General features: G+C 64.5%; 25 protein-coding genes. 7 read left to right on the top strand and 18 right to left on the bottom strand.

From position 1 onward, the window contains the following. Positions 1–187 precede the first annotated feature (187 nt). Positions 188–1,012 carry a hypothetical protein gene (locus AC5P9C_RS04240; RefSeq protein WP_495205081.1) on the top strand — a complete coding sequence of 275 codons (825 nt, stop codon included), beginning with the start codon at positions 188–190 and terminating at the stop codon, positions 1,010–1,012. A gap of 201 nt (positions 1,013–1,213) precedes the next feature. Here AC5P9C_RS04240 and AC5P9C_RS04235 read toward each other — a convergent pair whose 3' ends face one another. The 3 genes from AC5P9C_RS04235 to AC5P9C_RS04225 are packed head-to-tail and all read right to left on the bottom strand — an operon-like array spanning position 1,214 to position 2,976. Beyond that, positions 1,214–1,708 carry an ABC transporter permease gene (locus AC5P9C_RS04235; RefSeq protein ID WP_495205080.1) on the bottom strand — a complete coding sequence of 165 codons (495 nt, stop codon included), beginning with the start codon at positions 1,706–1,708 and terminating at the stop codon, positions 1,214–1,216. A 45-nt stretch (positions 1,709–1,753) separates the two neighbouring features. Further along, complete coding sequence (locus tag AC5P9C_RS04230; protein ID WP_495205079.1) at positions 1,754–2,116, bottom strand: hypothetical protein; 363 nt, start codon at positions 2,114–2,116, stop codon at positions 1,754–1,756. A gap of 11 nt (positions 2,117–2,127) precedes the next feature. Beyond that, positions 2,128–2,976: a hypothetical protein gene (locus AC5P9C_RS04225; protein ID WP_495205078.1), complete on the bottom strand. Its 849-nt coding sequence runs from the start codon at positions 2,974–2,976 to the stop codon at positions 2,128–2,130. A 147-nt stretch (positions 2,977–3,123) separates the two neighbouring features. On the opposite strand from AC5P9C_RS04225, the gene AC5P9C_RS04220 reads away from it, so the two are divergent. Both AC5P9C_RS04220 and AC5P9C_RS04215 read left to right on the top strand, forming a co-directional pair. After that, complete coding sequence (locus AC5P9C_RS04220) at positions 3,124–3,471, top strand: helix-turn-helix domain-containing protein (protein ID WP_483675347.1); 348 nt, start codon at positions 3,124–3,126, stop codon at positions 3,469–3,471. Positions 3,472–3,561: 90 nt separating this feature from the next. Beyond that, the gene (locus AC5P9C_RS04215) at positions 3,562–4,329 is read left to right on the top strand and encodes a hypothetical protein (RefSeq protein ID WP_495205077.1); all 768 of its coding nucleotides are present in this window, start codon (positions 3,562–3,564) and stop codon (positions 4,327–4,329) included. Positions 4,330–4,445: 116 nt separating this feature from the next. Here the strand turns inward: AC5P9C_RS04215 and AC5P9C_RS04210 are convergent, their stop codons facing one another. The 4 genes from AC5P9C_RS04210 to AC5P9C_RS04195 form a co-directional block, all read right to left on the bottom strand. Beyond that, positions 4,446–6,797 carry a KAP family P-loop NTPase fold protein gene (locus AC5P9C_RS04210; RefSeq protein ID WP_495205076.1) on the bottom strand — a complete coding sequence of 784 codons (2,352 nt, stop codon included), beginning with the start codon at positions 6,795–6,797 and terminating at the stop codon, positions 4,446–4,448. Positions 6,798–6,916: 119 nt separating this feature from the next. Then, entirely contained in the window at positions 6,917–7,348 is a 432-nt protein-coding gene (locus tag AC5P9C_RS04205; protein WP_495205075.1) for a hypothetical protein, read from the bottom strand. A 156-nt stretch (positions 7,349–7,504) separates the two neighbouring features. Next, entirely contained in the window at positions 7,505–8,272 is a 768-nt protein-coding gene (locus tag AC5P9C_RS04200) for a nucleotide-binding protein (RefSeq protein WP_495205074.1), read from the bottom strand. Between the two features lie 11 nt (positions 8,273–8,283). Continuing rightward, a complete protein-coding gene (locus AC5P9C_RS04195) occupies positions 8,284–10,179 on the bottom strand; it encodes a site-specific integrase (protein ID WP_495205073.1) in 1,896 nt (631 codons plus the stop codon). A gap of 136 nt (positions 10,180–10,315) precedes the next feature. On the opposite strand from AC5P9C_RS04195, the gene mutS reads away from it, so the two are divergent. From mutS to AC5P9C_RS04180, 3 genes are all read left to right on the top strand, one after another. After that, positions 10,316–12,937 carry a DNA mismatch repair protein MutS gene (gene mutS / locus AC5P9C_RS04190; protein ID WP_495205072.1) on the top strand — a complete coding sequence of 874 codons (2,622 nt, stop codon included), beginning with the start codon at positions 10,316–10,318 and terminating at the stop codon, positions 12,935–12,937. Between the two features lie 192 nt (positions 12,938–13,129). Then, complete coding sequence (locus tag AC5P9C_RS04185) at positions 13,130–14,773, top strand: catalase (protein WP_049464902.1); 1,644 nt, start codon at positions 13,130–13,132, stop codon at positions 14,771–14,773. 107 nt (positions 14,774–14,880) lie between these two features. Then, positions 14,881–15,483, top strand: a complete 603-nt coding sequence (locus AC5P9C_RS04180) for a DUF937 domain-containing protein (RefSeq protein ID WP_343543446.1) — start codon at positions 14,881–14,883, stop codon at positions 15,481–15,483. A 39-nt stretch (positions 15,484–15,522) separates the two neighbouring features. Here AC5P9C_RS04180 and AC5P9C_RS04175 read toward each other — a convergent pair whose 3' ends face one another. Continuing rightward, positions 15,523–15,930 (bottom strand): RNA-binding S4 domain-containing protein, encoded by a 408-nt coding sequence (locus AC5P9C_RS04175; protein ID WP_053462488.1) that lies wholly within the window; start codon positions 15,928–15,930, stop codon positions 15,523–15,525. A gap of 9 nt (positions 15,931–15,939) precedes the next feature. After that, entirely contained in the window at positions 15,940–16,179 is a 240-nt protein-coding gene (locus AC5P9C_RS04170; protein ID WP_053462487.1) for a hypothetical protein, read from the bottom strand. Between the two features lie 62 nt (positions 16,180–16,241). Here AC5P9C_RS04170 and AC5P9C_RS04165 point away from each other — a divergent pair, with 62 nt between their 5' ends. Then, on the top strand, positions 16,242–17,702 hold the full coding sequence (locus AC5P9C_RS04165) for an MATE family efflux transporter (protein ID WP_049464911.1): 1,461 nt from the start codon (positions 16,242–16,244) through the stop codon (positions 17,700–17,702). 165 nt (positions 17,703–17,867) lie between these two features. Here the strand turns inward: AC5P9C_RS04165 and AC5P9C_RS04160 are convergent, their stop codons facing one another. The 9 genes from AC5P9C_RS04160 to AC5P9C_RS04120 all read right to left on the bottom strand — a co-directional run bounded on the left by AC5P9C_RS04160 (position 17,868) and on the right by AC5P9C_RS04120 (position 23,415). Next, entirely contained in the window at positions 17,868–18,275 is a 408-nt protein-coding gene (locus AC5P9C_RS04160; RefSeq protein ID WP_414615067.1) for a DUF1801 domain-containing protein, read from the bottom strand. Positions 18,276–18,313: 38 nt separating this feature from the next. Further along, on the bottom strand, positions 18,314–18,748 hold the full coding sequence (locus AC5P9C_RS04155) for a DUF1801 domain-containing protein (RefSeq protein WP_154330246.1): 435 nt from the start codon (positions 18,746–18,748) through the stop codon (positions 18,314–18,316). Between the two features lie 79 nt (positions 18,749–18,827). Further along, complete coding sequence (locus tag AC5P9C_RS04150; protein WP_053462484.1) at positions 18,828–19,208, bottom strand: DUF6404 family protein; 381 nt, start codon at positions 19,206–19,208, stop codon at positions 18,828–18,830. Positions 19,209–19,290: 82 nt separating this feature from the next. Then, positions 19,291–19,692: a 50S ribosomal protein L19 gene (gene rplS / locus AC5P9C_RS04145; RefSeq protein WP_005415736.1), complete on the bottom strand. Its 402-nt coding sequence runs from the start codon at positions 19,690–19,692 to the stop codon at positions 19,291–19,293. A gap of 154 nt (positions 19,693–19,846) precedes the next feature. Then, positions 19,847–20,605 carry a tRNA (guanosine(37)-N1)-methyltransferase TrmD gene (gene trmD, locus AC5P9C_RS04140; protein ID WP_049465481.1) on the bottom strand — a complete coding sequence of 253 codons (759 nt, stop codon included), beginning with the start codon at positions 20,603–20,605 and terminating at the stop codon, positions 19,847–19,849. A gap of 8 nt (positions 20,606–20,613) precedes the next feature. Beyond that, complete coding sequence (gene rimM, locus AC5P9C_RS04135; protein ID WP_053462482.1) at positions 20,614–21,126, bottom strand: ribosome maturation factor RimM; 513 nt, start codon at positions 21,124–21,126, stop codon at positions 20,614–20,616. 44 nt (positions 21,127–21,170) lie between these two features. Continuing rightward, positions 21,171–21,431: a 30S ribosomal protein S16 gene (gene rpsP, locus AC5P9C_RS04130; RefSeq protein WP_005415733.1), complete on the bottom strand. Its 261-nt coding sequence runs from the start codon at positions 21,429–21,431 to the stop codon at positions 21,171–21,173. Positions 21,432–21,529: 98 nt separating this feature from the next. Continuing rightward, entirely contained in the window at positions 21,530–22,342 is an 813-nt protein-coding gene (locus AC5P9C_RS04125) for an aminotransferase class IV family protein (RefSeq protein ID WP_343543136.1), read from the bottom strand. Beyond that, positions 22,339–23,415, bottom strand: coding sequence for an NAD(P)H-dependent flavin oxidoreductase (locus tag AC5P9C_RS04120; RefSeq protein WP_064237920.1), 1,077 nt, complete (start codon positions 23,413–23,415; stop codon positions 22,339–22,341). Before AC5P9C_RS04120 ends, AC5P9C_RS04125 begins: the two co-directional genes overlap by 4 nt. Positions 23,416–23,488: the final 73 nt, after the last annotated feature.

The raw sequence follows: 23,488 nt of genomic DNA, 5'->3' as shown, positions 1-23,488 counted from the left end.
TTGCTTGGCGGGCACATGACTCGCGGCTGGCAACCTAGAATGCAAGCAAATGGCATTCGGCTTTGTATGCCACATTCCACGGTGTCAAAAGCGCCCCGCTTAGCATTGCGTAGACACCGCTTCACGAGAACTTTGTCACTAGCTCATGGCAAAATCTGCCGAATGACCGAATTTGCAAGGAAGCCACGTGAAACCCAGTCAGACAAATCAGAGCATGCAGCTTGTAGGCGTCACAGCGTTCGCGTTTTTGGTCGGCGCAGCAAGTGTATGGTTGCTTTTTAAGCTAGGACGCGACTGGACGTTTCCAAGGTTCGGGGAGGAGCTCGGCAGCTTCGCCGACTGGATTGCGGCTCTGGCGGCATGCGTTGCGGCGATCGCTACAATAATGATCGGCCGGGCAGCTCATGCTTTCGCGCGCGAAGCCGAAGATGCTCGAACTGCTGAAGCGAAGTTGGCCACACAGCGCGAAGAGGCAGAGGCCAAATCCCAGAGCGCGAATCGCGAAGAAAGAAAACGACGGGAGGACGAGGCGATCACTGCACAGATACTGGTGATGAGATCGACCGCTGAGAAGGCATGCTACCCGCAAACGGCTCTGGCACACGTATTCCCTCCTGAAGGCGGGTCTAATCCTGGATTTTCAAGATCTCGTAGACCAATGATTCTGCAACTTGAATTGACGGTCCTTTACGTCGATGCAATCTCATGGAGCGACGATTTTAAGAAGGCACTTGATGCAGAGTCTATCGAAACGCTCTCGAGTCTCGAGCGGAGCCTACTTTGGTACCGCGCTCTCACAACCGACCAGATAGACCGACTTAGGTCCGCCGAAGATCAATACAACGAGAGCGGCCCTGCCCGTCTCGAGCTGGATTGGAACGCCGATTCGGGAGTGTTGCTTGTACGTGAATCAGCGAAGACCCTGTCGGAAGATGCGCTCAAGTTCATCGAATGCCTAGATCGCAGGGCACAACTATTCATGCAACCCACCGACGAGCAGAACCAGGCCTAGCCCTAAGCGAGGCAATGGAAGTGCCGTTAACTGAGGGGACGGTAACACTGCAAGGAAGCAGTGCCACTGAAAAGCATCAAGTTCCTAAGATTGCTAATGAGCCTACGGCAAGACGTGCAACCGCGCAGGGATGGAAGCATCTGTGCTAGCGGATCGATCATCAATTGACCCTTTTACATTGCCAGAAGCGCCCGTCCCGTCCTACAGACTGGTAGAGCGCCACATGCGCCCGATCAACCCGCCCACCAGTGGCGCAATCGGAAAGACGGTGTAGAGGGCGGCCAACGCCAGCGGCGGGACAGACACGAAGAAGTTGCGTTCCGACTCGATCAGGCCAGGGTAGAAGATCCCCACGCCGATGCTTCCGATCTGGGCGGCTACCACAACCAACGTGCCCATCAATGCCCCCTTCCAAAAGCCCCCGCGCTTCGGTTCCAGGAAGGGGTTGGCCGCCTTGGCTGCCCTAACGCGCGCGGCCCGCCAGTTCAGCACGTAAAGCAGTAGGAGGAGCGCCAGCACGCCAACGCCAGCCGAGAACGCCGCCACAGCTTGCCACGCAAGCCCCAGCTCTCCAAAAATTTCTGCACCGCCTGCGAAGGCGAGGAGGCCAGCGCCTCCCAGGAGGACCGTTGCGGGTGCGAGCAGGCCCCACTGCATATGGGACGTGGTTGAGTGAGAGCGGGCATGGGCATTCATGGAACCTCCAAATGAGCGAGACCTTGGGCGCGTTGCAGGGGCCGGCTAAGGCTTCTTCTGTGCGTCGATGAGCACCCACTGCCCCGCCCGCTTCTCAAACACCAGGTCTGCCCGGGCCGGCACAGGTGCCGGAGCCTCCTTCAGCTGACGCCCTCCCTGGAAACCAATCACATCGAGGGTGCCGCCCGTGACGCACGTCGTTCGCTCGGGCCCGCTCGGATTGCAGTCGGCGTTCAAGTCCTTCCAGCCACGCACTTCCACGCGCTGCCCAAGTTCGGCCACCAGGTTCGCGTTCAAATACTGCTCGTAGCCCTTTGCAACCTGCTCTAGCGACGGTCCGTGCTCCGCCTTACCGCACGCGATCAAGGCAACAGCTGCTACCGTGGCGACCACCATTCCACGCTTCATGCGCCTTCTCCCTAGTCGTTTGCAACGTCTACTTCGATCGTTTCGTTCCGATAGCCCAAGCTCACCTTCTCAACGGTCACGTCCATCTTGGGCTCCGTGCCGTCGATCCAGACCCGATTGACCGAGAAGACCACGCGGTCGTCTTGGAACGAGCGGCCCTGCCGCGCGAGGTTGGCCGCTTCAGCGGGGTCCATCCGGATCAGCAACCGGTAGCGCCCGGCGTTCGGAGGGCTGGACACGCCGGTGGGCGTCTTGCGGATCCAGGGGACGAAGTTCTTGCCCGTGACACTCAAGCCAGCAACCGAGATCTGCGGCATCGGCACGAACACTTCCATGACGCCCCGATCTGCGTTGTAGCTGACCCCACCGAGCGCTTTGAAGTTCGGGCGAACGGCATACCGCCGAACGCTTTTGAACCGCTCGAGCCGCGCGTCGAGGGCCGGCCCGAAGCGCTGCTCGATCACCGCCGCTGACGGCTCCGCCTCTTTGCTGCCCGTCGTCCTCTTTGCGGCCACCCACGCCTGCCGCAAGCACCACTGCCGTTTGTCAGGCCTCAACTGGTAGGCGGAATGGGCCATTGCCAGCAGGCCCATGTCGCACATGTCGATCCCTTGCGCGCCGGTGGAGGACAGCCCTTCGCGCAGGTGTTGAACACCATCAAGGGTGTCCCCGTCCAGGTCCCAGTACATCCCTGCAGGTTCGGCGTACAGGGGGTGGGACACCTTGGCCTGCGAGTCGGACTTCCCAGAAATGGCCCCACCGAGCTGCCGAAGCAAGCCCGATGCGGTCGTGGATTGGGCGCTGGCGCCCGTCGATACGGCCAGCGCGAGCGCGCCGGCCAGAACTGCCCCGTTCTTCATACAGCCCCTCGTTCCTTTGGATGGACTTGCCACAAACTTACGTGACACGTAGAGTCTACCCGTGACGTAGGGCTTGGGTCATCATCGGTGCATGCCTGCACTGCATCCGTTCAGCCTGTGACTACGCCAACAACTCCGCGAGGAATCGTGGCGGCGCGACTGCGCCAAGCCAGGATCCTTCGAGGCTTTAGCCAGCGCGAAGTGGGGGTCAGGATGGGTCTGGACAAAGACACTGCATCGGCTCGCATCAGTCGCTATGAAAGCGAATCGATGACGGTGAGCCTGGAAGCACTGTTTGAGCTGGCGCAGGCACTGGACGTGCCGCCGGCTTACTTGCTGGCGACGACGCCGGCGATGGCAGACGCCATTTTGGCGCTGGGTGTTCAAAGCGAGGCTCAACAGGCCAAGCTTTCTCAAGCCCTTGAAGGTCTGACCGCGCTCCCGCCGGGCAAGCGAAAAGAAGCCATTGCTCGCCTAGTGGCGGACTCTGAATAGACCTGCCCACTGCCTTGACGCATCGGTAGTCTCATCCTTTGCGACAAAAGCACGAGATGATCCTCTCTCATGAGAGACGGTGGGGTATGGATGGCCGGTGCTGTGGAAAACCCAAACTGGTACCAACGCTTTTCTGCTTGGTGGGAAGGCCAGTCGTTGGCAATCAAGGTTTACTTCGGAGGTTCAGCGCTTCTGCTGATGGCCATCGCCTGCTTTCACGCCTCCCCACGAGGACTGCTGACCGAGTGTCTGACCTACGCTTCAAGTGGGCTTCTGGCTTTTGGTTTTCTGCGCGAGGCATACCTATGGGTCACACCCAAGCTCCAGCTTCCACTTGTGAAGCTGTTGATGACCGGCGCGAGCGTGATGGTACTGGCGGCAGCAACGGGGATCAGCAGAATGGCGGTGAACGAGGCGACGGGTCAAGACCCCTCGCACTTCCCAACGACAGTTGCGTTGCTGCTGCCGCTTTCTGTGCTACGGGTCGTGTCAGTGGTGGCGGTTGTCGTCAGCACACTTTCCACCGTAGCTCTAATGCTCTGGGCGGGAGCAAAAGTGCTTCTGACTTGGGGACCACTGGAAGACAAAGACTTTTGGCTTCTTCTGGCACGAGTACTTGCAGGTTTTTCGATCGCAATCATCATCTCCAGTACGAGCAGCGCCACTATTGTGCCGTCGTGGATGGAAACCGTGGCGAGGAAGTCAGCAGTGTTCCTAGACCTCTACGATGACCCGGCGTGCGCCACAAAGCCTGGCGATAGAGCGCGTCGCATCAACGACAACGTGGTCATCGTCGGCGCCGCGTCGGGCGCCTATCCCACGTATGTTCGTCGCCTGTGCGCCATCGCACCCGAATGAGCGCGATGGAATCCGCGAGCAACCTCAGCACGATGGGCAAATCAATCTTCTAACCTGGATCGAATACTGCGGATCTGCCGTCCGTGGCCATGTGCCCCGACCATGACTCAAACAAACTACTCCATGGTTTCTTCGCTTGTATGAGTTGCGTCGCTGCCGCTCGACGAGCCATTTTCCTGAGTAACGAAGATATGTACGTTCATGAACTGATGCGCGACTCGGCGGGGTTGATCCATTGCCTCAGCGGGGTATTCCTCAGGACTGTCCAATTCAGCCCCATACCGCTCCTTGAGCTTGGCAGCAATGTAGTCCGCGCCAACAAGCTTGGAAACTGAGTCGTAGTGGCGTCGTTCAAAATCCCCAGGCCTGGGGATGCCACTCTCAACTCCCCAAGACTCTCCCACGAAACACGCCAAAAATGCGTCCACTCGGTCCGTCGACGTGTCCAACTGGGCACGTAGCGCCTGTTGCACATGTGCATTCGATGTCTCTTGGCACCATAGCCAATAGAGCGTGGGGACGTCCTTGGGTTCGGTGAGGAAGAATGGCGCTTCGGCGCTTTCAGCCTCGATTCGTTCTACGGCCAATTTTGCGAGAGCCTTATCACCCTCGTCTGAAAGCACACGGCGGTCTGCGGGCTTGTCGTCGTAGTGATGAATCCAACGCAAGCATTCGGAGACAAACCCAACCGACGATGCCTCCCGAATGACCTGCTCCGCCACTCCTTGCCTTTCGCTCCCCGTGGGCAGCCTTCTAAGCAGGTCCGCGATGAGAATGGCTGCCGAACCGCGCGTATCCAGTGGCATTAGCATGCCCCGCTCCCGCGGCAAGAGATCCCCGTTCCTTGCAAAGGCGAGTGCTATCGCCCTAGCTTCCGTAGCGTTAATAGTGTCTTTTCTCTGGCGAAGTCTTGTAACCAAGCGTGGCATACCCTGCCTCTCTGCAAACCGTTCCAGCGCTTCCCTTGCGTCGGGGGCAGACAACGCCGGCGCGCTTCCTATGAACTCTGCAATCAGGCGATCAGGCACGTCGCCCAATGGCACTCCGTAGGCAAAGTACCGCTGGAAGTACTCCCCCGCGCAGATCTTTTGCTCCGCAGCCCAAATCGAATCCCACTCCCCGCCATACAGCGAATTTCCCAGCCTGGGGAACAGCGGCTCAAGCAGCCGTCGTCGGATCCAGCCGCGCTCTTCGACCGAGATGTGAGGAAGCGATTTCTCCAGCAAAGCGGAGATATCCTCTTCTTTCTTCTGATTATCGTCGCGCCCGCCTGCCCGCCCGCCCTTAAGAAAAAGGTCGCGATTGGATCGGATTGCAGCGTACAGGCCTGGATAAATCACCCGAACCCCCTCGATGAGCATCAGATCGACGGTGTTCACCTCGCCTTTCAGAATCGGCAGGGCAAACAGGAGAGCGTTTGATAGAAGCTTCGCTTTTCGCGGCGTGCCGAGTGCCGGCGCAATAACGTCATCAAAGTGCCGGATGAACGCGTCCACCTGACTCTGAGTGAGCACGATCCCTGTTTGATCAACCGCCCTCTGAACCCCCTCCAAGGCGATCAATCGCAAGCTGTTGGTATCTGCCGGGGGAAGGTTGAGCGGCACTTGGACGATCTTCTCAAGAAACGCCCGGCCTCCCTTGGCTCCGCCCTCTCCATAGCGCTCACCCAACGCTGCCGCAACCACGTCATCGTCGAAGGCCAGAACGTACGAAGTGTGCTTGAAGCTGGCCGACAGCTTGACCAGCTTGAAGATGGCGTGGGTTTCCTCGCGATCCAGCCTGTCGATGTCGTCAACGAGAACCACCAACCGGCGCTTGGATTGGCCCAGCATTCGATCTATTCGCGAGCGCAATTCTTCCAAACTCACAGAGGACAACGACTCGCCCACACTCTTTGCGGCCTCCCCAGGGGAAATCTGAACCGCACCGGCGAAGGTCACGTTCGCGAGAGACAAAAGCCCTCCGTACTGCTTCAGAAGCTCGCCCACCTTCTCTTTTTTATTGGGCAAGGATTCGTCCATCGCCTCAGCAAGCGTCGCGAAGAACCCTCGCAACAGGGCGTCTTGGCTTTGGAAATGCCACGGATTGAAGCGCACAAGAATGACCCGCGGATACTCCTTCAGTGCCTCTCCCATCATTTCAAGGACAGATGTTTTCCCATCTCCCCAAGGGCCGTACAGGCCAACGACGATGCTGGACGGATCGGCGCGCAGGGCTAGTGTATGAGCCAACCGGGACGCGAACGGCGCCCGATTAAACCGGTCAGACAATCGACCGGTGATCGGCTGATCATCCAGGAACTGATCACTGGGAGGTTCTCCCGCTTGCTCCGCGTCCGAACCGGTGTCCAGGTCTGCATGAATCGGCTCCTCGGCTCTGGTCTTCGATTCTGCGGAACGAGCTTTGATTTGACCCCACCACTTCCTTAGCCATACCAGCATTTCTTGATCCCCTGTAACCGTGGTCAACTGCAATAGTGAACTGGGCTTATCAGGTGCCCAACTGATCGACTCCCGTGCGCGCTGCTGGCCCGCCCCGCCGCTAGATGGCCGCACCAGCGCACCTGCGAGTGTTCCTGACGAAAGACCTACAACGCCGCCTTTGAAGCCAAATAGGCAGCGAACTGGTGATCACCAGCGTCTTCTGCTTCCTGATATGGCTCCCCCTCTTCAACCGACGCGCCTGACACGATCAATGCTTCAGCGATCAGAATCTTTATCGCATGATCGAGACCAACGGCACGAGCGACCCAAATCATCGGCGGCTGATCATCGTCGCCATCTGTGTAGGTGTAAGCATCCGGATCAAGGCCTGTGGCCAAGAGTGCCTTCACCAAATCCAGCTCACCCAAGATGCATGCATTGTGCAACTGGGGATAACCAAGCGCCTTGCCTCGCTCCCTCAATTCTGGAGGCAGTGCATCCACAGCGGCGCACATTTCATCGAACCGCTCACTGAACGCCCTATCCAAGCGATAGAGGTCCGAGTACCCCATGGCCTGTGCAGTTGATGAATACATAAATCACTCCTCCTTGATAAGAACTTATTCAAGTGACAGCCGTGGATTGAGCGCATCCTGCAATCAAAGGCCTCCGAAGTCCTGACCTAGCCCCGCGGCTTGCAACGTCCACAGGCGGGTCGGGTGAGATAGCCGATGCCTGCCGCACGAAAGGGATCAACTTCCATCTACGGCGAAGGGGCGTTTGTAGCGTTGAGGCACCGTCGCTGTCGTCCAACGCACCTCCAGATCATTGGCTCGCTGGGCGGCTTGCGCTTCGCAGAGTTGATGCATCGCCACCTGCAACACCTTTGCGTAAGCGGTGTGGTAGGGCTCACGCGTCTCCCTGTCGACCCAAGGCGCCTGCAGGGCCATCTCGACTGTGGCATCCCACACGTCGCCACGTTCTAGCGCACCGCTGAGCACTTGGTCGTCCACCACCAAGACATGCCCCGCCACCTGGCCGTCCACCAACGCCCACTCATGTGGAACCACGGCAATGTCATCGAGCGTGGCCAGCGTAGCGATGCGTCCCAACTTCTTCTGCAGCCTGCTTGCATCGTCCCGGGCCTGCCGCAGCGCCAACTCAATTTCGAGCTCGCGGACCCGTTGCTGGGCTGCGTCCAGTTCGTCGATAAGGCGGCGCTCTTTGACACTGCGCGCCACACGTGAGGCCTGCCAAGCAACGAGTTCGGTGTAAGGGTAACGGACGTGCTCGTTCGCCCCTCCTCCAGCGCGGCCGGCGCCTTTCACAAAGGGCGGCCCTGCAGGAGGCATTCGACGGCGCCACTCGCCAAGCGTGTCGAAGTGCACCCCCAGGTAACGCGCCGCTGCCTTGGTGCTGATCGTAGGAGGCGGCAAGCCTGCGGCAGCTTTGTTCAGCTCTGCATCCAGTGCCGCAGAGCGCTGCTCGAGGTAGTCCTCTTCTTTACGCTGGCATTCCATTGAGTCGCTCCTTACTGGGCGTCGCGCCGGTTTCTTGCTGAGAAAATCGAGACTGGGGCATCGCCGGACTCGTCCAGGCGGGGCTTGTCCGTGCCTTTCAAGCGGTTCCAAACACGGGGACTCGTGGCCACCATGTGCTCTTCAACCCGGCCCATGGCCTCGCGGAGCTTGGACCACTCCTGCTCGGTGTAGCGTTCCGATACAGCGGCCATTCGATCCTCGCCTCGCCCCAACGTTCTGTGGTGGAGCAGTTGGGACACGATTCGGCTTTCGCCGAACAGGAGGGCGGCGTAACGGCCGAGCGTCCGGCGCAGGTCGTGGAGGGTCAGACCAATGTCGACCTCCGCCCGCAGATCGAGCAACCCCGCGTCCCGGCGCACGTTTGCCACGATGCTCTTGCTGTCCGAGTAGTGCCCCGTGGTGCTTCGGTCCGATCGGGCGGGGAAAACGAACATGGTTTTGTCCAGCGCGCGGCGTGCCCTCTCCGCCTCTCTCTCCAGCTGGTCCAGAAGATCCCGGCGAGCACGCCTGGCTCGGGCGGCGGCCAACACTTCTTCCGCGTCCGCCAAGTCTTGCTTGAGCCTGGTTTCGTCCGCGCGCTCGTCGAAACGCCGCTGCAAAATCTTTTCAGCAAAGTAGGCCACCGGTAGGTAGCGCTCCTCGCCATTCTTGGTGTCAAACAGGTAGACCTGAGACCCTGCCCGCCTCGTGTAAGGGTTGACCTCATCCGGCCCGGCCAACCAGACCCAGGACACTTCCGACTGGCGCAGCTCGCCCGGGGAGCACCGGTCAAACCAGCGCAGGGGAGCGGCCTCGCCGCGGCGGGTGCCCCAGAGCAGGGTCAGCAGCAAGTAGTCCGCGCCGGTGGCGTTCAAGCCGCCTTGCTCGTCCCGCCTGGCCAAGATCACCTTGAGGACCGTGGGAAGCGTCTCGTCCCCCAACGGGTTGCGCACCTCGGCACGCTCGTAGTGGCGGCGCAGCGTTTGCGAGTCCCGCAACATGTCGTCGTCGTGGATGACTTGGAACGGGTTGTAACGCAGCACCGGCTCCCGCTGCTGCTGAGCCGCCGCTTTTCGTTCCCGCTTCAGCACCAGGTCGACCGCCCTCTTCGCGTCCGTGAACGCGTGTTCGGTCGACGCCAGACCAGCCGCTTTGACTCGTTGGATGTACTTCCCGGTCACGCCCAACGCTTCGAGCTGTTGCGTGGAAAGCTCGGCCCAATCCGGCTGACCAGCCAGCGCTTGGCGCATGGGGGTGGGGATCCGGTTGGAGCGCACCATAGACGACCGCCGCAGGCCGTCGAACGCACGGTGGATGTCCTTGTCCAAAAGCTGAAGAATGGGCTTGTCCGCCAGCCCAACTTCCGGTCGGGCAAACCGCGCCAAGCTGTCCTGGATGGCCCGGATGCTGGCGGGCTTGGCTTTCTTGTTGCGGACGCGCTTCTGCAGGTCCTCAACGTAGGCCGCAAAGCAGTCCGCCAGCGTGAGCCCCTTTAGCTCCACCAGCTGCTCGGCTCGGGCCTCTTCCTTCGAAGGATGCTCGCCCGTTTCTCGGACCACGGCCAACTTCCGCCGAGCGAGCTCGTAGGCTTGCTCGGGGCCAATGTCGGTGACGCTGCCCAAGGAGAACCGACGAACCCCGGCCGGGCCTCGGACCACGACTTCGTAAGTGGTGCGGGTCGTGCCCACGTAGAAGCCAAAGCCCGTTGGCGCGCCCTGATTGCCGTCCAGGACGCGGTAAGGCTTTCCGGCGTCTCCGGGCAGTCGAGGGGCGATGACCACCCTTCCCTGCTTGCCTTCGACCGGGCCTTTGGCCACGCTCAGTTCGCAGATTTGGCGGTAGGTCAGCTTAAACTTGGTGCCTCGGCGACGCGGGGCCTCTGCCTGCGTCGCAACAACCGTATCCATGGTCGATCCGCCGTCTGTCCGTCGCAACATCGATTTGATCCTCTTTGAGTGATCACCGCAACTGCGGCGCAACGAAGAACCCCGTTACTTGCCGTCAGCTGCCGGGATCGACCGCTACAAACCGTAGGAAGTTCTCTTGCAAACTACTGATTCAAAAGCGAAACCGTCTACATCGAAGGCCAGTGCAGAGCACACGCCCCTCATGAAGCAGTTCTTCGCAGCCAAGTCCGAGTATCCGGACCTGCTGCTGTTCTTCCGCATGGGCGACTTCTACGAGCTGTTCTACGACGACGCGCGCAAGGCCGCGCGGCTGCTCGATATCACCCTGACCCAGCGTGGCAGCTCCGGCGGCGCGCCGATCCCGATGGCCGGCGTGCCGGTGCATGCCTACGAAGGCTACCTGGCACGGCTGGTGGCGCTGGGCGAGTCGGTGGCGATCTGCGAGCAGATCGGCGATCCGGCGCTGGCCAAGGGCCTGGTCGAACGCAAGGTGGTGCGCATCGTCACCCCCGGCACCGTGACCGACGAGGCGCTGCTGGACGAGCGCCGTGACACCCTGCTGATGGCGCTGTCACGCACCAAGCAGGGCTACGGCCTGGCCTGGGCCGACCTCGCTGGTGGCCGCTTCCTGGTCAACGAGGTGGAGACCGACGACGCCCTGGAAGCCGAACTGGCCCGACTGGAGCCGGCCGAGCTGCTGGTGCCGGACGAGGAGAACTGGCCGGAGTTCCTGCGCCAGCGCACCGGCGTGCGTCGCCGTGCGCCCTGGCTGTTCGACGCCGACAGCGGCCGCCGCCAGCTGCTGGCCTTCTTCAAGCTGCATGACCTGAGCGGCTTCGGCATCGACGACAAGCCGCGCGCGACCGCCGCCGCAGGCGCCCTGCTCGGCTATGTCGAGGAAACCCAGAAGCAGCGCCTGCCGCACCTGACCTCGATCGCGATGGAAACCGCCGGCGAGGCGATTGCGATGAACGCCGCGACCCGCCGCCACCTGGAACTGGATACGCGCGTCGACGGCGATACCCGCAATACCCTGCTGGGCGTGCTCGACAGCACGGTGACACCGATGGGCGGGCGCCTGCTGCGCCGGTGGCTGCACCGCCCGCTGCGCCTGCGCGAGGTGCTGGTGCAGCGCCACCATGCGGTGGAGACCCTGATCGATCGCGGCAGCGACGCCGACATCCGCGAACAGTTCCGTCGCCTCGGCGACCTGGAACGCATCCTCACCCGCGTCGCACTGCGTTCGGCGCGCCCGCGCGATTTCTCCACCCTGCGCGACGGCCTGGGCCTGTTGCCGGCGGTGCGCGAAGTGCTGGCGCCGCTGGATTCACCGCGCCTGCAGGCCCTGCATGCCGCGCTGGGTGAACATGACGGATGCGCACAGCTGCTGGCCAGTGCCATCGCCGAGATGCCACCGCTGAAACTGAGCGACGGCGGCGTGCTGGCCGACGGCTTCGATGAAGAGCTGGACGAGCTGCGCCGCCTGTCCACCCATGCCGACCAGTTCCTGGTCGATCTGGAACTGCGCGAGCGCGAGAGCAGCGGCATTCCCACCCTGAAGGTGGGCTACAACCGCGTGCACGGCTACTACATCGAAATCAGCAAGGGCCAGTCCGATCGTGCGCCGGTGCACTACACCCGCCGGCAGACGCTGACCAATGCCGAGCGCTACATCACCGAAGAACTGAAGGCATTCGAAGACAAGGTGCTGTCGGCGCGCGACCGTTCGCTGTCGCGCGAGAAGTACCTGTACGAGCAGCTGCTGGATACCCTCGGCGAACAGCTGGAACCGTTGAAGCAGTGCGCCGCTGCGCTGAGCGAACTGGACGTGCTGGCCGCCTTCGCCGAGCGCGCGCAAGCACTGGACTGGTCGCGGCCGGAACTGGAAACGGCACCGTGCCTGAAGATCGAGCGTGGCCGCCATCCGGTGGTCGAAGCGGTGCGTGAGCAGCCGTTCGAACCGAACGACCTGGACCTGCATCCCGACCGTCGCATGCTGGTCATCACCGGCCCGAACATGGGCGGTAAATCGACCTACATGCGGCAGAACGCGCTGATCGTGCTGCTGGCCCACATCGGCAGCTTCGTGCCGGCCAGCCGTGCGGTGATCGGTCCGATCGACCGCATCCTGACCCGCATCGGCGCGGGTGATGACCTGGCCCGCGGGCAGTCGACCTTCATGGTCGAGATGGCCGAGACCAGCTACATCCTGCACCACGCCACCGCCCATTCGCTGGTGCTGATGGACGAGATCGGCCGCGGCACCTCCACCTACGATGGCCTGGCGCTGGCCGACGCGGTGGCTCGCCACCTCGCCTACCAGAACCGCTGCTACACGCTGTTCGCCACCCACTACTTCGAACTGACCGCGCTGGCCGACGAGCAGCACGAAGGCGGCCGCAGCGGCATCGCCAACGTGCACCTGGATGCCGTCGAGCACGGCGAGGCGCTGGTGTTCATGCACGCGGTGAAAGATGGCCCGGCCAACCGCAGCTTCGGCCTGCAGGTGGCGGCACTGGCCGGCCTGCCGCGTGCCACCGTGGCACAGGCACGGCGTCGCCTGGCCGAGCTGGAGCAGCGCGGTGGTGAAAGCCATGCCGCCGAAGTGGCGCCACAGGCACTGGATGCGCCGCAGCAGTTCGGCCTGTTCGCCGCGCCGTCGAACAAGGCCCAGGAAGCGCTGGCCGCCATCGACCCGGACGAGCTGACCCCGAAGCAGGCACTGGAAGCGCTGTACCGGCTGAAGGCACTGCTCTAGCCCTGCCGCGCATGGCCTCGGCCTCCCGCCACGGCGCGGGCGGCCGTCCGAAAGGCTCTGCAAATCCGATTCTTCGTTTCAATTGACAGAAACTATCAGACTGAACGGATCATTCGATTATTCATTTCATCTGGCGCTAGCTAAAGTCGAGTGAAGATGTTTCCCCTACGTCTTCACCCGCAGGAGCCAGCCATGAGCCAGTCCGATAACAACAGTCCCAAGTGCCCGTATCACACCGCGCCGTCGCCTGCAGACGCCGCCCAGCAGCAGCGTGAGCTCAGCACCACGCCGAAACAGAAGCAGGGCGACGATCCGGTCACGCCGATGACCACGGCCTTCGGCGCGCCGGTGGTGGACAACCAGAACAGCAGGACCGCCGGCCCGCGCGGGCCGCTGCTGATGGAAGATGTCTGGCTGCTGGAAAAGCTGGCCAACCTCAACCGCGAGATCATTCCCGAGCGCCGCATGCACGCCAAGGGCTCGGGCGCGTTCGGCACCTTCACCGTCACCCACGACATCACCCGGTACACGCGCGCCAAGCTGTTCGAGAAGGTCGGCAAGCAGACCGAGATGTTCGCCCGCTTCACCACGGTGGCCGGCGAGCGTGGCGCCGCCGACGCCGAGCGTGACATCCGTGGCTTCGCACTGAAGTTCTACACCGAGGAAGGCAACTGGGACCTGGTCGGCAACAACACGCCGGTGTTCTTCCTGCGCGACCCGCGCAAGTTTGCCGACCTCAACAAGGCGGTCAAGCGCGACCCGCACACCAACCTGCGCAGCGCGCGCAACAACTGGGATTTCTGGACGCTGCTGCCCGAGGCCCTGCTGCAGGTGACCGTGGTGATGAGCGACCGCGGCATTCCGCGCAGCTTCCGCCACATGCATGGTTTCGGCTCGCACACCTACAGCTTCACCAACGCCGACAGCGAACGCTTCTGGGTGAAGTTCCACTTCGTCAGCCAGCAGGGCATCGAATCGCTGACCGACGCGCAGGCGCAGATCCTGGTCGGCCATGATCGCGAAAGCCACGGCCGCGACCTGTTCGCCGCGATCGAGAAGGGCGACTTCCCGAAGTGGAAGCTGTTCATCCAGGTCATGCCGGAACTGGAGGCGGAAACCTACCGCATCCATCCGTTCGACCTGACCAAGGTGTGGCCGAAGAGCGACTACCCGCTGATCGAAGTCGGCCAGTTCGAACTGAACCGCAACCCGGTCAACTGGTACCAGGACGTGGAGCAGTCGGCGTTCGCCCCGAGCAACCTGGTGCCGGGCATCGGCCCGTCGCCGGACAAGATGCTGCAGGCACGCCTGTTCGCCTATTCCGATGCGCAGCGCTACCGGCTGGGCGTCAACCACCACCAGATTCCGGTGAACGCCGCGCGCTGCCCGGTGCACAGCAATCACCGCGACGGTGCGATGCGCGTGGATGGCAACTACGGCGGCCTGCCGCATTACGAACCGAACAGCTACGGCCAGTGGCAGGAACAGCCGCAGTACCGCGAACCGCCGATGAAGATCCGCGGCGACGCCGACTTCTGGAACTTCCGTGAGGACGACGCCGACTACTTCAGCCAGCCCGGCGCCCTGTTCCGCAGCTACAACCAGGCACAGAAGGACCGCCTGTTCGCCAACACCGCCCGCGCCCTGGGCGATGCGCCGGACTTCATCAAGCAGCGCCACATCGACAACTGCAGCAAGGCCGACCCGGCCTACGGTGCCGGCGTCGCTGCGGCCCTGAAGGCACTGGCCAGCCAGCCGTCGGATCCGTTCAAGCCGGCGCAGCCGGAAGCGGAGTTCCCCGCCGCCACCCCGGGCGCGGAAGACATCGAGCTCTGATCGGTTACCCCGCGTACGGCACGCCGCCTCCCCGTGGGGCGGCGTCGCCGTTTTAACGGTCCGCATCGTACCTTCGGCACGCCCCACCCCAACCAAGGATTCCGCAGATGAGCCTGACCGATGAACTTCTCGCCAAACTGCAGGGCGCCCCGCTGCAGCAGGTGTCGCAGCAGCTTGGCATCAGCGATATCCAGGCCTCCGGCGCGATCAGTGCCGCACTGCCGGTGCTGATGGGCGCGCTGGGCAACAACGCCTCGCAGCCGCAGGGCGCGCAGGCGCTGCTCGGCGCCCTGCAGAACAACCACAGTGGGCTGGACCTGGGCAGCGTGCTCGGTTCGGTGCTGGGCGGCGGTGGCGGTGGTGCCGCCAGCGACGGCGCCGGCATCCTCTGCCACATCTTCGGTGGCAGCCAGCAGAAGGTGGAAACCGGCCTGGCCCAGGCCACCCAGCTCGACAGCGGCCGCACCAGCCAGCTGCTGCAGATCCTCGCCCCGATCGTGATGGCCTTCCTTGCCCAGCGCCTCGGTGGCGGCCAGGCCGATGCCGGCTCGCTCAGCCAGGCGCTTGGCCAGGAAAAGCAGCAGGTGCAGCAGCAGGGCGGCATCGCCGGCGGCCTGCTTGGCAGCGTGCTGGACCAGGACGGTGACGGCCAGTTCGGGGTGGGCGATCTGCTGAAGATCGGCGGCAGCCTGCTGGGCGGCAAGCGCTGAGCCAAGGGGGGCGCCGGACCAGGTCTGGCGCCCTGCAGCTTACAAAGCGTCGATATCGCCAAGTGCGCGTATCAACCGCCGCGCGCGCTTGTCCGGCTTGTGCTCCGGCGGCTGGAAACCATCGCGCGCCGCGATGCGCAGCGCGCGCTGTTCGGCACGGCGTGCCTTGGAGGCCTCACTCTCGGCATACAGCTGCTGCGCCGCGGGTGCGGGACCGCGCTGGTCGCTCAGGCCGAGCACCTGGATCTCGAAATGCTCCTCACCGCGGTCGACCTGCAGCTGCTCGCCCACGCGCACCGCGCGTGAGGATTTCGGGCGCTGCCCGGCGACGCTGACCTTGCCGGTCTCGATCGCCTGCTTGGCCAGGCTGCGGGTCTTGAAGAAACGGGCCGCCCACAGCCAGATGTCCAGGCGGACGCTGGGCGACAACGGGGAAAGCTCGGTCATCGGCAGGGACTACTCCGTTCGCTTGTTCAGGGGACGCGGGTTGTCGGGGTCGGTGCGGCAGCCGCTGCCCCCGATCAACGTGGGTACGCCAGCAGACAGATCCTGGCGCTGGCTGCCGACCAGGCACTCGGGACGGTCGGTCGGCCGCACCTGGGCATCGCCCAGCCGGTCACCTGTCGAACATGCGGCCAGCGCGGCGCCGATCAAGGCCAGCGCCAGCCTCCGCTTCACCTGCAGTCGTTGATGCATTGCCACATCCCGCAAACCGGCTTGGTGCTAGTGTGCGCCTCCCGGGATTCGATCACCACTCCATGGCCAAAGCGCCGCTTGACCTGACCTCCGGCCCGATCGGCCGCAATCTCCTGTTGTTTTCCCTGCCGATCCTGGCGGGCAACATCGCGCAGTCGCTGAACGGTTCGGTGAACGCGGTCTGGGTCGGGCGCTTCCTCGGCGAGGCGGCACTGACCGCCACCGCGAACGCCAACAACATCATGTTCTTCCTGATCGGCTCGGTGTTCGGCTTCGGCATGGCCTCGACCATCCTGATCGGCCAGGCGATCGGCGCGCGCGACATCGCGCAGGCACGCCGCGTGGTCGGCACCAGCGCCACGTTCTTCATCGGCCTGTCGGTGATCATCGCCATCGCTGGCTGGTTCATGGCCCACCCGCTGCTGGCGGCGATGGGCACGCCGGCCGCCTCGCTGCCGCTGGCCGAGGCCTACCTGCAGATCATCTTCCTGGCGATGCCGACGCTGTACGCGTTCGCCTTCCTCACCGCTGCGCTGCGCGGTGCCGGTGATTCGCGCACGCCGTTCCGTTTCCTGCTGGTGTCGGTGGCGCTGGACATCGTGCTGAACCCGGTGCTGATCTTCGGCATGGGGCCGCTTCCCGCGCTGGGCATCGCCGGCTCGGCCTGGGCCACGCTGGTCGCGCAGACGCTGTCGCTGGCCGGCCTGCTGCTGTACATGCGGCACAAGCGCCACACCCTGTGGCTGGGCCGCGCCGACATGCGCCTGTTCAAGCTCGACATGGCCATCCTCAAGGCGCTGGTGGTCAAGGGCGTGCCGATGGGCCTGCAGATGGTGCTGATCTCGCTGTCGGTGATCCTGCTGATGACCATGGTCAACCAGTACGGCACCGACACCGCCGCTGGCTACGGCGCTTCCCTGCAACTGTGGAACTACCTGCAGATGCCGGCGATGGCGATCGGTGCGGCGTGCTCTTCGATGGCCGCACAGAACGTCGGTGCGCAGCGCTGGGACCGCGTGCGCGGCACTGCACGCCAGGGCGTGCTGTTCAATTTCCTGTTGACCGGTGCGCTGATCCTGCCGCTGGTGCTGTTCGATCGCCAGCTGCTGGCCCTGTTCCTGCCGCCGGCCAGCCAGGCGCTGGACATCGCCCGTCACCTCAACCATGTGGTGATCGGCTCGTTCCTGTTCTTCGGCGTCAGCTTCGTGATCTCCGGCGTGGTGCGCTCCACCGGCGCGGTGATTCCGCCGCTGCTGATCCTGGCCGGCTCGCTGTGGGGCGTGCGCGTGCCGTTCGCCGAGCTGCTGCAGCCGTACTGGGGCGCCGATGCGATCTGGTGGAGCTTCCCGGTCAGCTCGCTGGTCTCGATGCTGCTGTCGCTGGCGTATTACCGCTGGGGCGGCTGGCGCAAGGCAAGGATGCTGGGCAAGCCGTCACACGCCGAAGCGCTGGCCACGCCGTCGGAAATTCCGGCCTGCCCGCCATCGCCGGTGGCCGACCCGGATGCCGCGCCGCCACGGTAGTGCCGGCCGCTGGCCGGCAACCTCACGGACCAACCCATGACACGGTAGTGCCGGCCGCTGGCCGGCAACCTCATGGACCGGCCAATGACACGGTAGTGCCGGCCGCTGGCCGGCAACTTCACACCTCTCCAGCAGCATCGCGCAACAGCCGGCCAGCGGCCGGCTCTACCGCTTCTTCTTCGCCGCGTTGAACGCCGCCGCCGCGCGCATCAGCGCCTTGAACGCCGCTGCATCGGGCATCACGCCTTCATGAATGTCGATCGCGCGCCGCGTGTTGCCGTCCAGGCTGGCGTTGAACAGGCCGCTCGGGTCGGCCAACGCTGCACCGTGGGCGAAGGTCAGCTTCACCGCCTTCCTGTAGGCCTCACCGGTGCACAGGATGCCGTCGTGCTCCCACACCGGCGTACCGCGCCATTTCCAGGTTTCCTGCACGTCCGGCAGTGCTTCATGGATCAATGCACGCACGCGTGCCAGCGTTTCGCCGCGCCAGTCCCCCAGCTCGGCGATGCGTGCATCGATCAGTTCGGCCGCCGGGGTTCCAGCATCGGCAGAGTTCGGAGCATGCGTGGCCATCAGGGACTCTCGTCGGGAAGGGAATCGGAATGCCGGGCTTACATGCGCTCGCCGGGCAACGCGGCGGCCTGGCGCACCCAGTCCAGGAACTGCGCTTCATCCAACAGGCCGGATTCGTGGATGTGCAGGTAGCGCGTGTCGCCGCTCCTGGACGGCTCCGGTGGCGGCGGCGTCAGTGCAGCGCCGCGGAAAAAGGCCACCTTGATGTAGCGGGTGAAGCAATGGAAGCTGAGAAACCAGCCCGCGCCGGCGGCCACCGCATACATCGGCGAGTTCCACTTCACCGCCTTGTGCACGCCGGGTACGGCCCGTTCGATCAGGGCATCCAGTCGCGCGCCAATCGGGCGTTTCCAGTCCGGCATGGCGGCGATGTACGCCTGCACCGGGGCATCGCCCTCGCCTTTGGCGATCTGCGGGTTGCCACCGGACAGCAGGGTGGGCGCAGCGGCAGGTGCGGTTCGCTTGGCAGGCATCGCACGGTACGGGCATCGGGATGATGCGGCAGCCTAACGCGGCCCGTAGCCGTCGGTCACGGCGCAGTGCGCCATCGGCTCAGTCGGCCTGCCGCGCCCGGAACTGGCGCCAGTCCGGCAGCTTGCGGTGGCGACGCAGCGAGCGCATCAGCGCCGCCATCACCATGCCGAACAGCGCTCCGGCCAACAGGCCGGCCACCAGCAACAGCACCAGCGGACGTTCGCTGCCCTGCCACAGCATCAGCCACATCAGCGCGGTCCAGAACAGCCCGAACAGCAGGCCCTGCACCAGCGCGTTGGTACCGAAGCCAGCCAGGATCGGCGGCGGCAGTGCGATGCCGGCGCGCCACAGCAGCCGATGCAACAACGGCGCCGATTGCCCGCGTGCCAGCCCCTTGCCGTCCAGGAAGCGCAGCGCCGACTGGATCACGGCGGGGTAATGCCGGTTGATGTCATTCATCAATTCATCGTGGCCGATGCGATGCCGGAAACGCAAACGGCCACCCGAAGGTGGCCGTCGCGGCAACAACCGAAGTTGTTTATCAGGCCTTGTCGGCCAGACGGGCAGCCTTGGCGGCAGCAGCGGCAGCCAGGTCTTCCTTGATGCGGGCAGCCTTGCCTTCCAGGCCACGCAGGTAGTACAGCTTGCCGGCGCGGACCTTACCACGACGTTTCACTTCGACCGAGTCGATGATGGCGCTGTGGGTCTGGAAAACGCGCTCGACGCCGTAGCCGTGCGAGATCTTGCGGACGGTGAACGAGGAGTTCAGGCCGGCGTTCTTGGTGGCGATGACGACGCCTTCGTAGGCCTGCACGCGCTCGCGGCTGCCTTCCTTCACCTTCACGTTGACGACAACGGTGTCGCCCTGGCTGAACTTCGGCAGTTCACGGGTGATCTGGGCGGATTCGAATTCCGCGACGATGGATTTGTTCAGCTTGCTCATGGGTTACACCGATTCTTGTTCGGGTGGGCGTGTCGTATCGACAACGTAGGCTCATGCAGTCACCGGACTGTGCTGCACGTTTGTTTTGGGTACTGCGCGCGCCAACCGGGGCTGGCGGGAATTGGCCATGATAGCCGATAAAGCCAGCCCTGCGCTAGGGGCTGGCCTTCTGGTTCCGGGCCTGGCGGCCCTGCTCCAGCAGTTTGCGGTCGGCCTTGCCCAGTGCCTGTTCATCCAGCAGGTCCGGGCGCCGCTGGGCGGTCCGGAGCAGCGACTGCTGGCGGCGCCAGGCGGCGATGGCCGCGTGGTTGCCCGAGCGCAGCACCTCCGGCACGTCCCCCAGCGGGTGCTGGGCCGGCTGGCTGTAATGCGGGCAGTCGAGCAGGCCGAGGTCGCCCTCGAAGCTGTCCTGCGCCGCCGATTCCGCATCGTTCAGGGCACCGTCCTGCAGGCGGGCCACGGCGTCGATGATCACCGCCGCGCCCAGCTCGCCCCCGGACAGCACGTAGTCGCCGAGGGAGATCTCCTGGTCGACATTGGCCTCCAGGAAACGCTCGTCGATGCCCTCGTAACGGCCGCAGAGCAGGACCATGCGCGGCAGCGCCGCCAGTTCCCGCACCTTGGCCTGGGTCAACGGCGCACCCTGCGGGCTGAGGTAGATCACCGGAGCCGGGGTCGGATCAGCCTCACGGATCGCCTGCAGGCAGGCCTGCAACGGCTCGATCAGCATCACCATGCCCGGACCGCCGCCGAACGGACGGTCGTCCACGCGGCGGTAATTGCCTTCGGCGTAATCACGGGGATTCCAGCCATGCAGGCTGAACAGCCCCTTCTCCTGCGCACGCCCGACCACGCCCAACCCAGCGGACTGGGCGAGGAATTCGGGGAACAGGGTGATGACGTCGAAACGCATGCTCAGGCTCAGAACTCGGGATCCCAGTCGACCACGACCAGGTTGGCCTCGAAATCGACCGATTTGACGAAATCCGGCTGCACGAACGGAATCATCCGCTCGCGGTCGCCACGGACCACCACCACGTCGTTGGCGCCGGTGCTGAACAGGTGCGAGACCTGGCCCAGCGCAACGCCCTCGGTGGTCTTCACGTCCAGGCCTTCCAGGTCGACCCAGTAGTACTCATCGGGCTTCGGCGGCGGCAACGCGCTGCGGGCCACGTAGATCTCGGTGCCGCGCATCGCTTCGACGGTATCGCGGTCCTCGACGCCGGGGAAACGGGCGACCAGGTGCTTGCCGCTGTCACGGCCACGCACGCCTTCCAGCGTGGTTTCCACGCCGGACGGGCTGCGCACGATCCACGGCTGGTAACGGAAAATGGCGGAACGTGGCTCGGTCCAGGACTCGAGCTTGATCTCGCCGCGCACACCAAAAGCGCCGACTACCCTGCCCAGCAGGATGCGGCGCTCGATATCTTTCATCTGCTTCAACCAAGAGGGCCACGCCGAAGCGTGGCCCGTCAGGATCAGGCCGCAGCGGCCTGGGACTTGGTCGCTTCCTTGATCAGGTTGCGGACCTTGTCGGTCGGCTGGGCGCCGTTCTTGACCCAATGGTCAACGCGGGCCAGGTCCAGCTCGATGCGCTTCTCGGCGCCCTGGGCGACCGGGTTGTAGAAGCCAACGCGCTCGATGTTGCGGCCGTCGCGCGCGCTGCGCACGTCGGTGACGATGATGTGGTAGAACGGACGCTTCTTGGCGCCGCCGCGGGTCAGTCGAATCTTGACCATGGTGTTTTTCCTATTGCCCAGTCGCCAGGATGGCGAGGTAAGCGGGCGATTATAGCGGCAGAGCCCGGCCGAGCCAACCCCGGGGAGCTCGCTCGGGGTCAGATCGCTTTTGCGCCGCAAAGGGGATCTGACCCCAATCTGTCCCAAGGCACCGCCGCCAGCACCGCCCTGCCCTGTTCAGCCAGCGCCTGCGAGCCAGGCAGGACATGCCCGTCAATGGCCTCCAGCGCCCACAGGCCGCTGGCGTTGCAGGCGAAAGCGGCCTTCACACTGCCCAGCTCAGCCAGCGCCAACGGCCGCGTCAACTGCGCATCGGGCCAATGCTGCTTCAACAGCGCCTCGGCGGTCCCGCGCAGGGCCGGCGCCTGCGGCCAGAGCAGCCGTTCACCATCGTGCACGGCCAGGTTCCAGGTACTGCCTTCACTCACTTCGCCATCGGCGGTCACGAACAGCACGTCGTCGAATCCGTCCGCCATCGCCGCGCGCCGCTCAGCGAACAGGCCAAACGTGCCCACATGCTTGATCTGCGGCATTTCGCGCTGCCAGGCCACGCTGCGTACGCGCTTGGGCGCGGCCAGGGCCACCGGTGCGGACACCGCCACCAGCACGTCCACCGGCACCGCCGCCAGCGGGCTGCGGAAATCGAACCGGCGCGAGTACACCGTCACCCGCAGCGAGGCATCGGCCAGGCCGGCCTGCTGCAGCGCCTCTGCCATCCAGCCCCGTACCTGCCCCGTATCCAGCTCGCTGCCGAACAGTGCACGCGTGGCCTGTGACAGCCGCGCCAGATGCAGGTCCAGTCCCTGCACCGCATGGCCGCGCACCTGCAGCGAGGTGAAGTGGCCGTAGTTCACCAGCGCCGGCAGCAGGTCCTCCACCTGCGCCGGCTGGCCATTGCAGGTGACCCTCATCGCAGCAGTGCCTGCGCCTGTTCCCACATGCCGCGCAGCACGCCGGCGGCCGGCTGTGCCGGCGCCATCCATGCTGACTGCCCGGCCCAGGCCTGCATCGCCGCCAGGCGATTTTCCTGCACGGCCTGCCTGCGCATCGGCGCGGTCAGGCCACGCTGCACCGGGTACGGGCGCGGCGCGGGGGCGCCTTCGGCAGCAGCGGCGCGCACATACGGGGTCGCCAGGCCGCGGCCGAGGCGGCCACTGAACGCACGCGTCGGCCAGGTATCTTCCGGTTCGCTGGCGGCCAGCCCATCGGCCCACGCCGACGCAATCGCTGCTTCCGGCGTGCGCAGGAAGGCGGTGCCGATCTGCACGGCGCTGGCGCCCAGGGTGAGTGCGGCAGCGATGCCACGGCCGTCGGCAATACCGCCCGCGGCAATGACCGGGATCTGCAGGTGATCGGCCAGGCGTGGCAGCAGTGCGAACAACCCGACCAGCTGGCGCTCGGCCAGCGCCGGATCGAACGCGCCGCGGTGGCCACCGGCCTCGGCGCCCTGTGCCACCACCGCATCGGCACCGGCGTCCTGTGCCGCACGCGCTTCGGACAACGTGGTCGCGCAGGCGATCCAGGCAATGCCGGCATCCTTCAGCTGCTGCACGTGGCGCGGCAGCAGCACGCCCATGATGGTCGAGGCCACCGCTGGACGCGCCGCCAGCAGCGCGGCGAACTGTTCTTCGAAATCGGCAGGCGTGGCGTCGGCGGCGCTGGCTGGGACGTCCGGGCCCCACTGCGCGAGGAAAGCGCGGCTGGCGGCCTCGGCGGCCACATCACGGGTCGGTGCGGGATCGGGCACCCACAGGTTCACCTGGGCCGGGCCGGTCGAAGCGGCGCGGAATTCGTCCATCCAGCGACCGATATCGGCCGAAGAGGACAACACCGCGCCCATCGCGCCCATGCTGCCGGCGTTGGCCAGCGCGGCCGACAACGGCACCGGACAGGCACCGGCCATCGGTGCCAGCAGGATCGGAACGGATACGCCAAAGCGCCGGCAGAACGCCTCGACGCGGGAAGTTACAGCGGAACTCTGCATGACGGCCCATCGTTTCGGACAGGCCACCATGGTGCGCGCGGGACAGGGGTGGCGTCGAGCCCGTTGCCCGACC

It is taken from the genome of Stenotrophomonas sp. YJH_SMC_10 (assembly GCF_059371555.1).
This window is presented reverse-complemented; position numbering and strand designations above follow the sequence as displayed.

Excerpts from the sequence above, each read along its gene's own strand:
- rplS (WP_005415736.1), bottom strand. The coding sequence starts at position 19,692 with ATGAGCAAGCTGAACAAATCCATCGTCGCGGAATTCGAATCCGCCCAG.
- trmD (WP_049465481.1), bottom strand. The coding sequence starts at position 20,605 with ATGCGTTTCGACGTCATCACCCTGTTCCCCGAATTCCTCGCCCAGTCC.
- AC5P9C_RS04200 (WP_495205074.1), bottom strand. The coding sequence starts at position 8,272 with ATGGAATGCCAGCGTAAAGAAGAGGACTACCTCGAGCAGCGCTCTGCG.
- AC5P9C_RS04120 (WP_064237920.1), bottom strand. The coding sequence starts at position 23,415 with ATGCAGAGTTCCGCTGTAACTTCCCGCGTCGAGGCGTTCTGCCGGCGC.
- AC5P9C_RS04215 (WP_495205077.1), top strand. The coding sequence starts at position 3,562 with ATGGCCGGTGCTGTGGAAAACCCAAACTGGTACCAACGCTTTTCTGCT.
- AC5P9C_RS04165 (WP_049464911.1), top strand. The coding sequence starts at position 16,242 with ATGGCCAAAGCGCCGCTTGACCTGACCTCCGGCCCGATCGGCCGCAAT.
- AC5P9C_RS04175 (WP_053462488.1), bottom strand. The coding sequence starts at position 15,930 with ATGACCGAGCTTTCCCCGTTGTCGCCCAGCGTCCGCCTGGACATCTGG.
- AC5P9C_RS04235 (WP_495205080.1), bottom strand. The coding sequence starts at position 1,708 with ATGAATGCCCATGCCCGCTCTCACTCAACCACGTCCCATATGCAGTGG.
- AC5P9C_RS04125 (WP_343543136.1), bottom strand. The coding sequence starts at position 22,342 with ATGAGGGTCACCTGCAATGGCCAGCCGGCGCAGGTGGAGGACCTGCTG.
- AC5P9C_RS04230 (WP_495205079.1), bottom strand. The coding sequence starts at position 2,116 with ATGAAGCGTGGAATGGTGGTCGCCACGGTAGCAGCTGTTGCCTTGATC.
- AC5P9C_RS04195 (WP_495205073.1), bottom strand. The coding sequence starts at position 10,179 with ATGGATACGGTTGTTGCGACGCAGGCAGAGGCCCCGCGTCGCCGAGGC.
- AC5P9C_RS04180 (WP_343543446.1), top strand. The coding sequence starts at position 14,881 with ATGAGCCTGACCGATGAACTTCTCGCCAAACTGCAGGGCGCCCCGCTG.
- AC5P9C_RS04150 (WP_053462484.1), bottom strand. The coding sequence starts at position 19,208 with ATGAATGACATCAACCGGCATTACCCCGCCGTGATCCAGTCGGCGCTG.
- AC5P9C_RS04155 (WP_154330246.1), bottom strand. The coding sequence starts at position 18,748 with ATGCCTGCCAAGCGAACCGCACCTGCCGCTGCGCCCACCCTGCTGTCC.
- AC5P9C_RS04225 (WP_495205078.1), bottom strand. The coding sequence starts at position 2,976 with ATGAAGAACGGGGCAGTTCTGGCCGGCGCGCTCGCGCTGGCCGTATCG.
- AC5P9C_RS04205 (WP_495205075.1), bottom strand. The coding sequence starts at position 7,348 with ATGTATTCATCAACTGCACAGGCCATGGGGTACTCGGACCTCTATCGC.
- rpsP (WP_005415733.1), bottom strand. The coding sequence starts at position 21,431 with ATGGTCAAGATTCGACTGACCCGCGGCGGCGCCAAGAAGCGTCCGTTC.
- AC5P9C_RS04160 (WP_414615067.1), bottom strand. The coding sequence starts at position 18,275 with ATGGCCACGCATGCTCCGAACTCTGCCGATGCTGGAACCCCGGCGGCC.
- rimM (WP_053462482.1), bottom strand. The coding sequence starts at position 21,126 with ATGAAAGATATCGAGCGCCGCATCCTGCTGGGCAGGGTAGTCGGCGCT.
- AC5P9C_RS04170 (WP_053462487.1), bottom strand. The coding sequence starts at position 16,179 with ATGCATCAACGACTGCAGGTGAAGCGGAGGCTGGCGCTGGCCTTGATC.
- AC5P9C_RS04185 (WP_049464902.1), top strand. The coding sequence starts at position 13,130 with ATGAGCCAGTCCGATAACAACAGTCCCAAGTGCCCGTATCACACCGCG.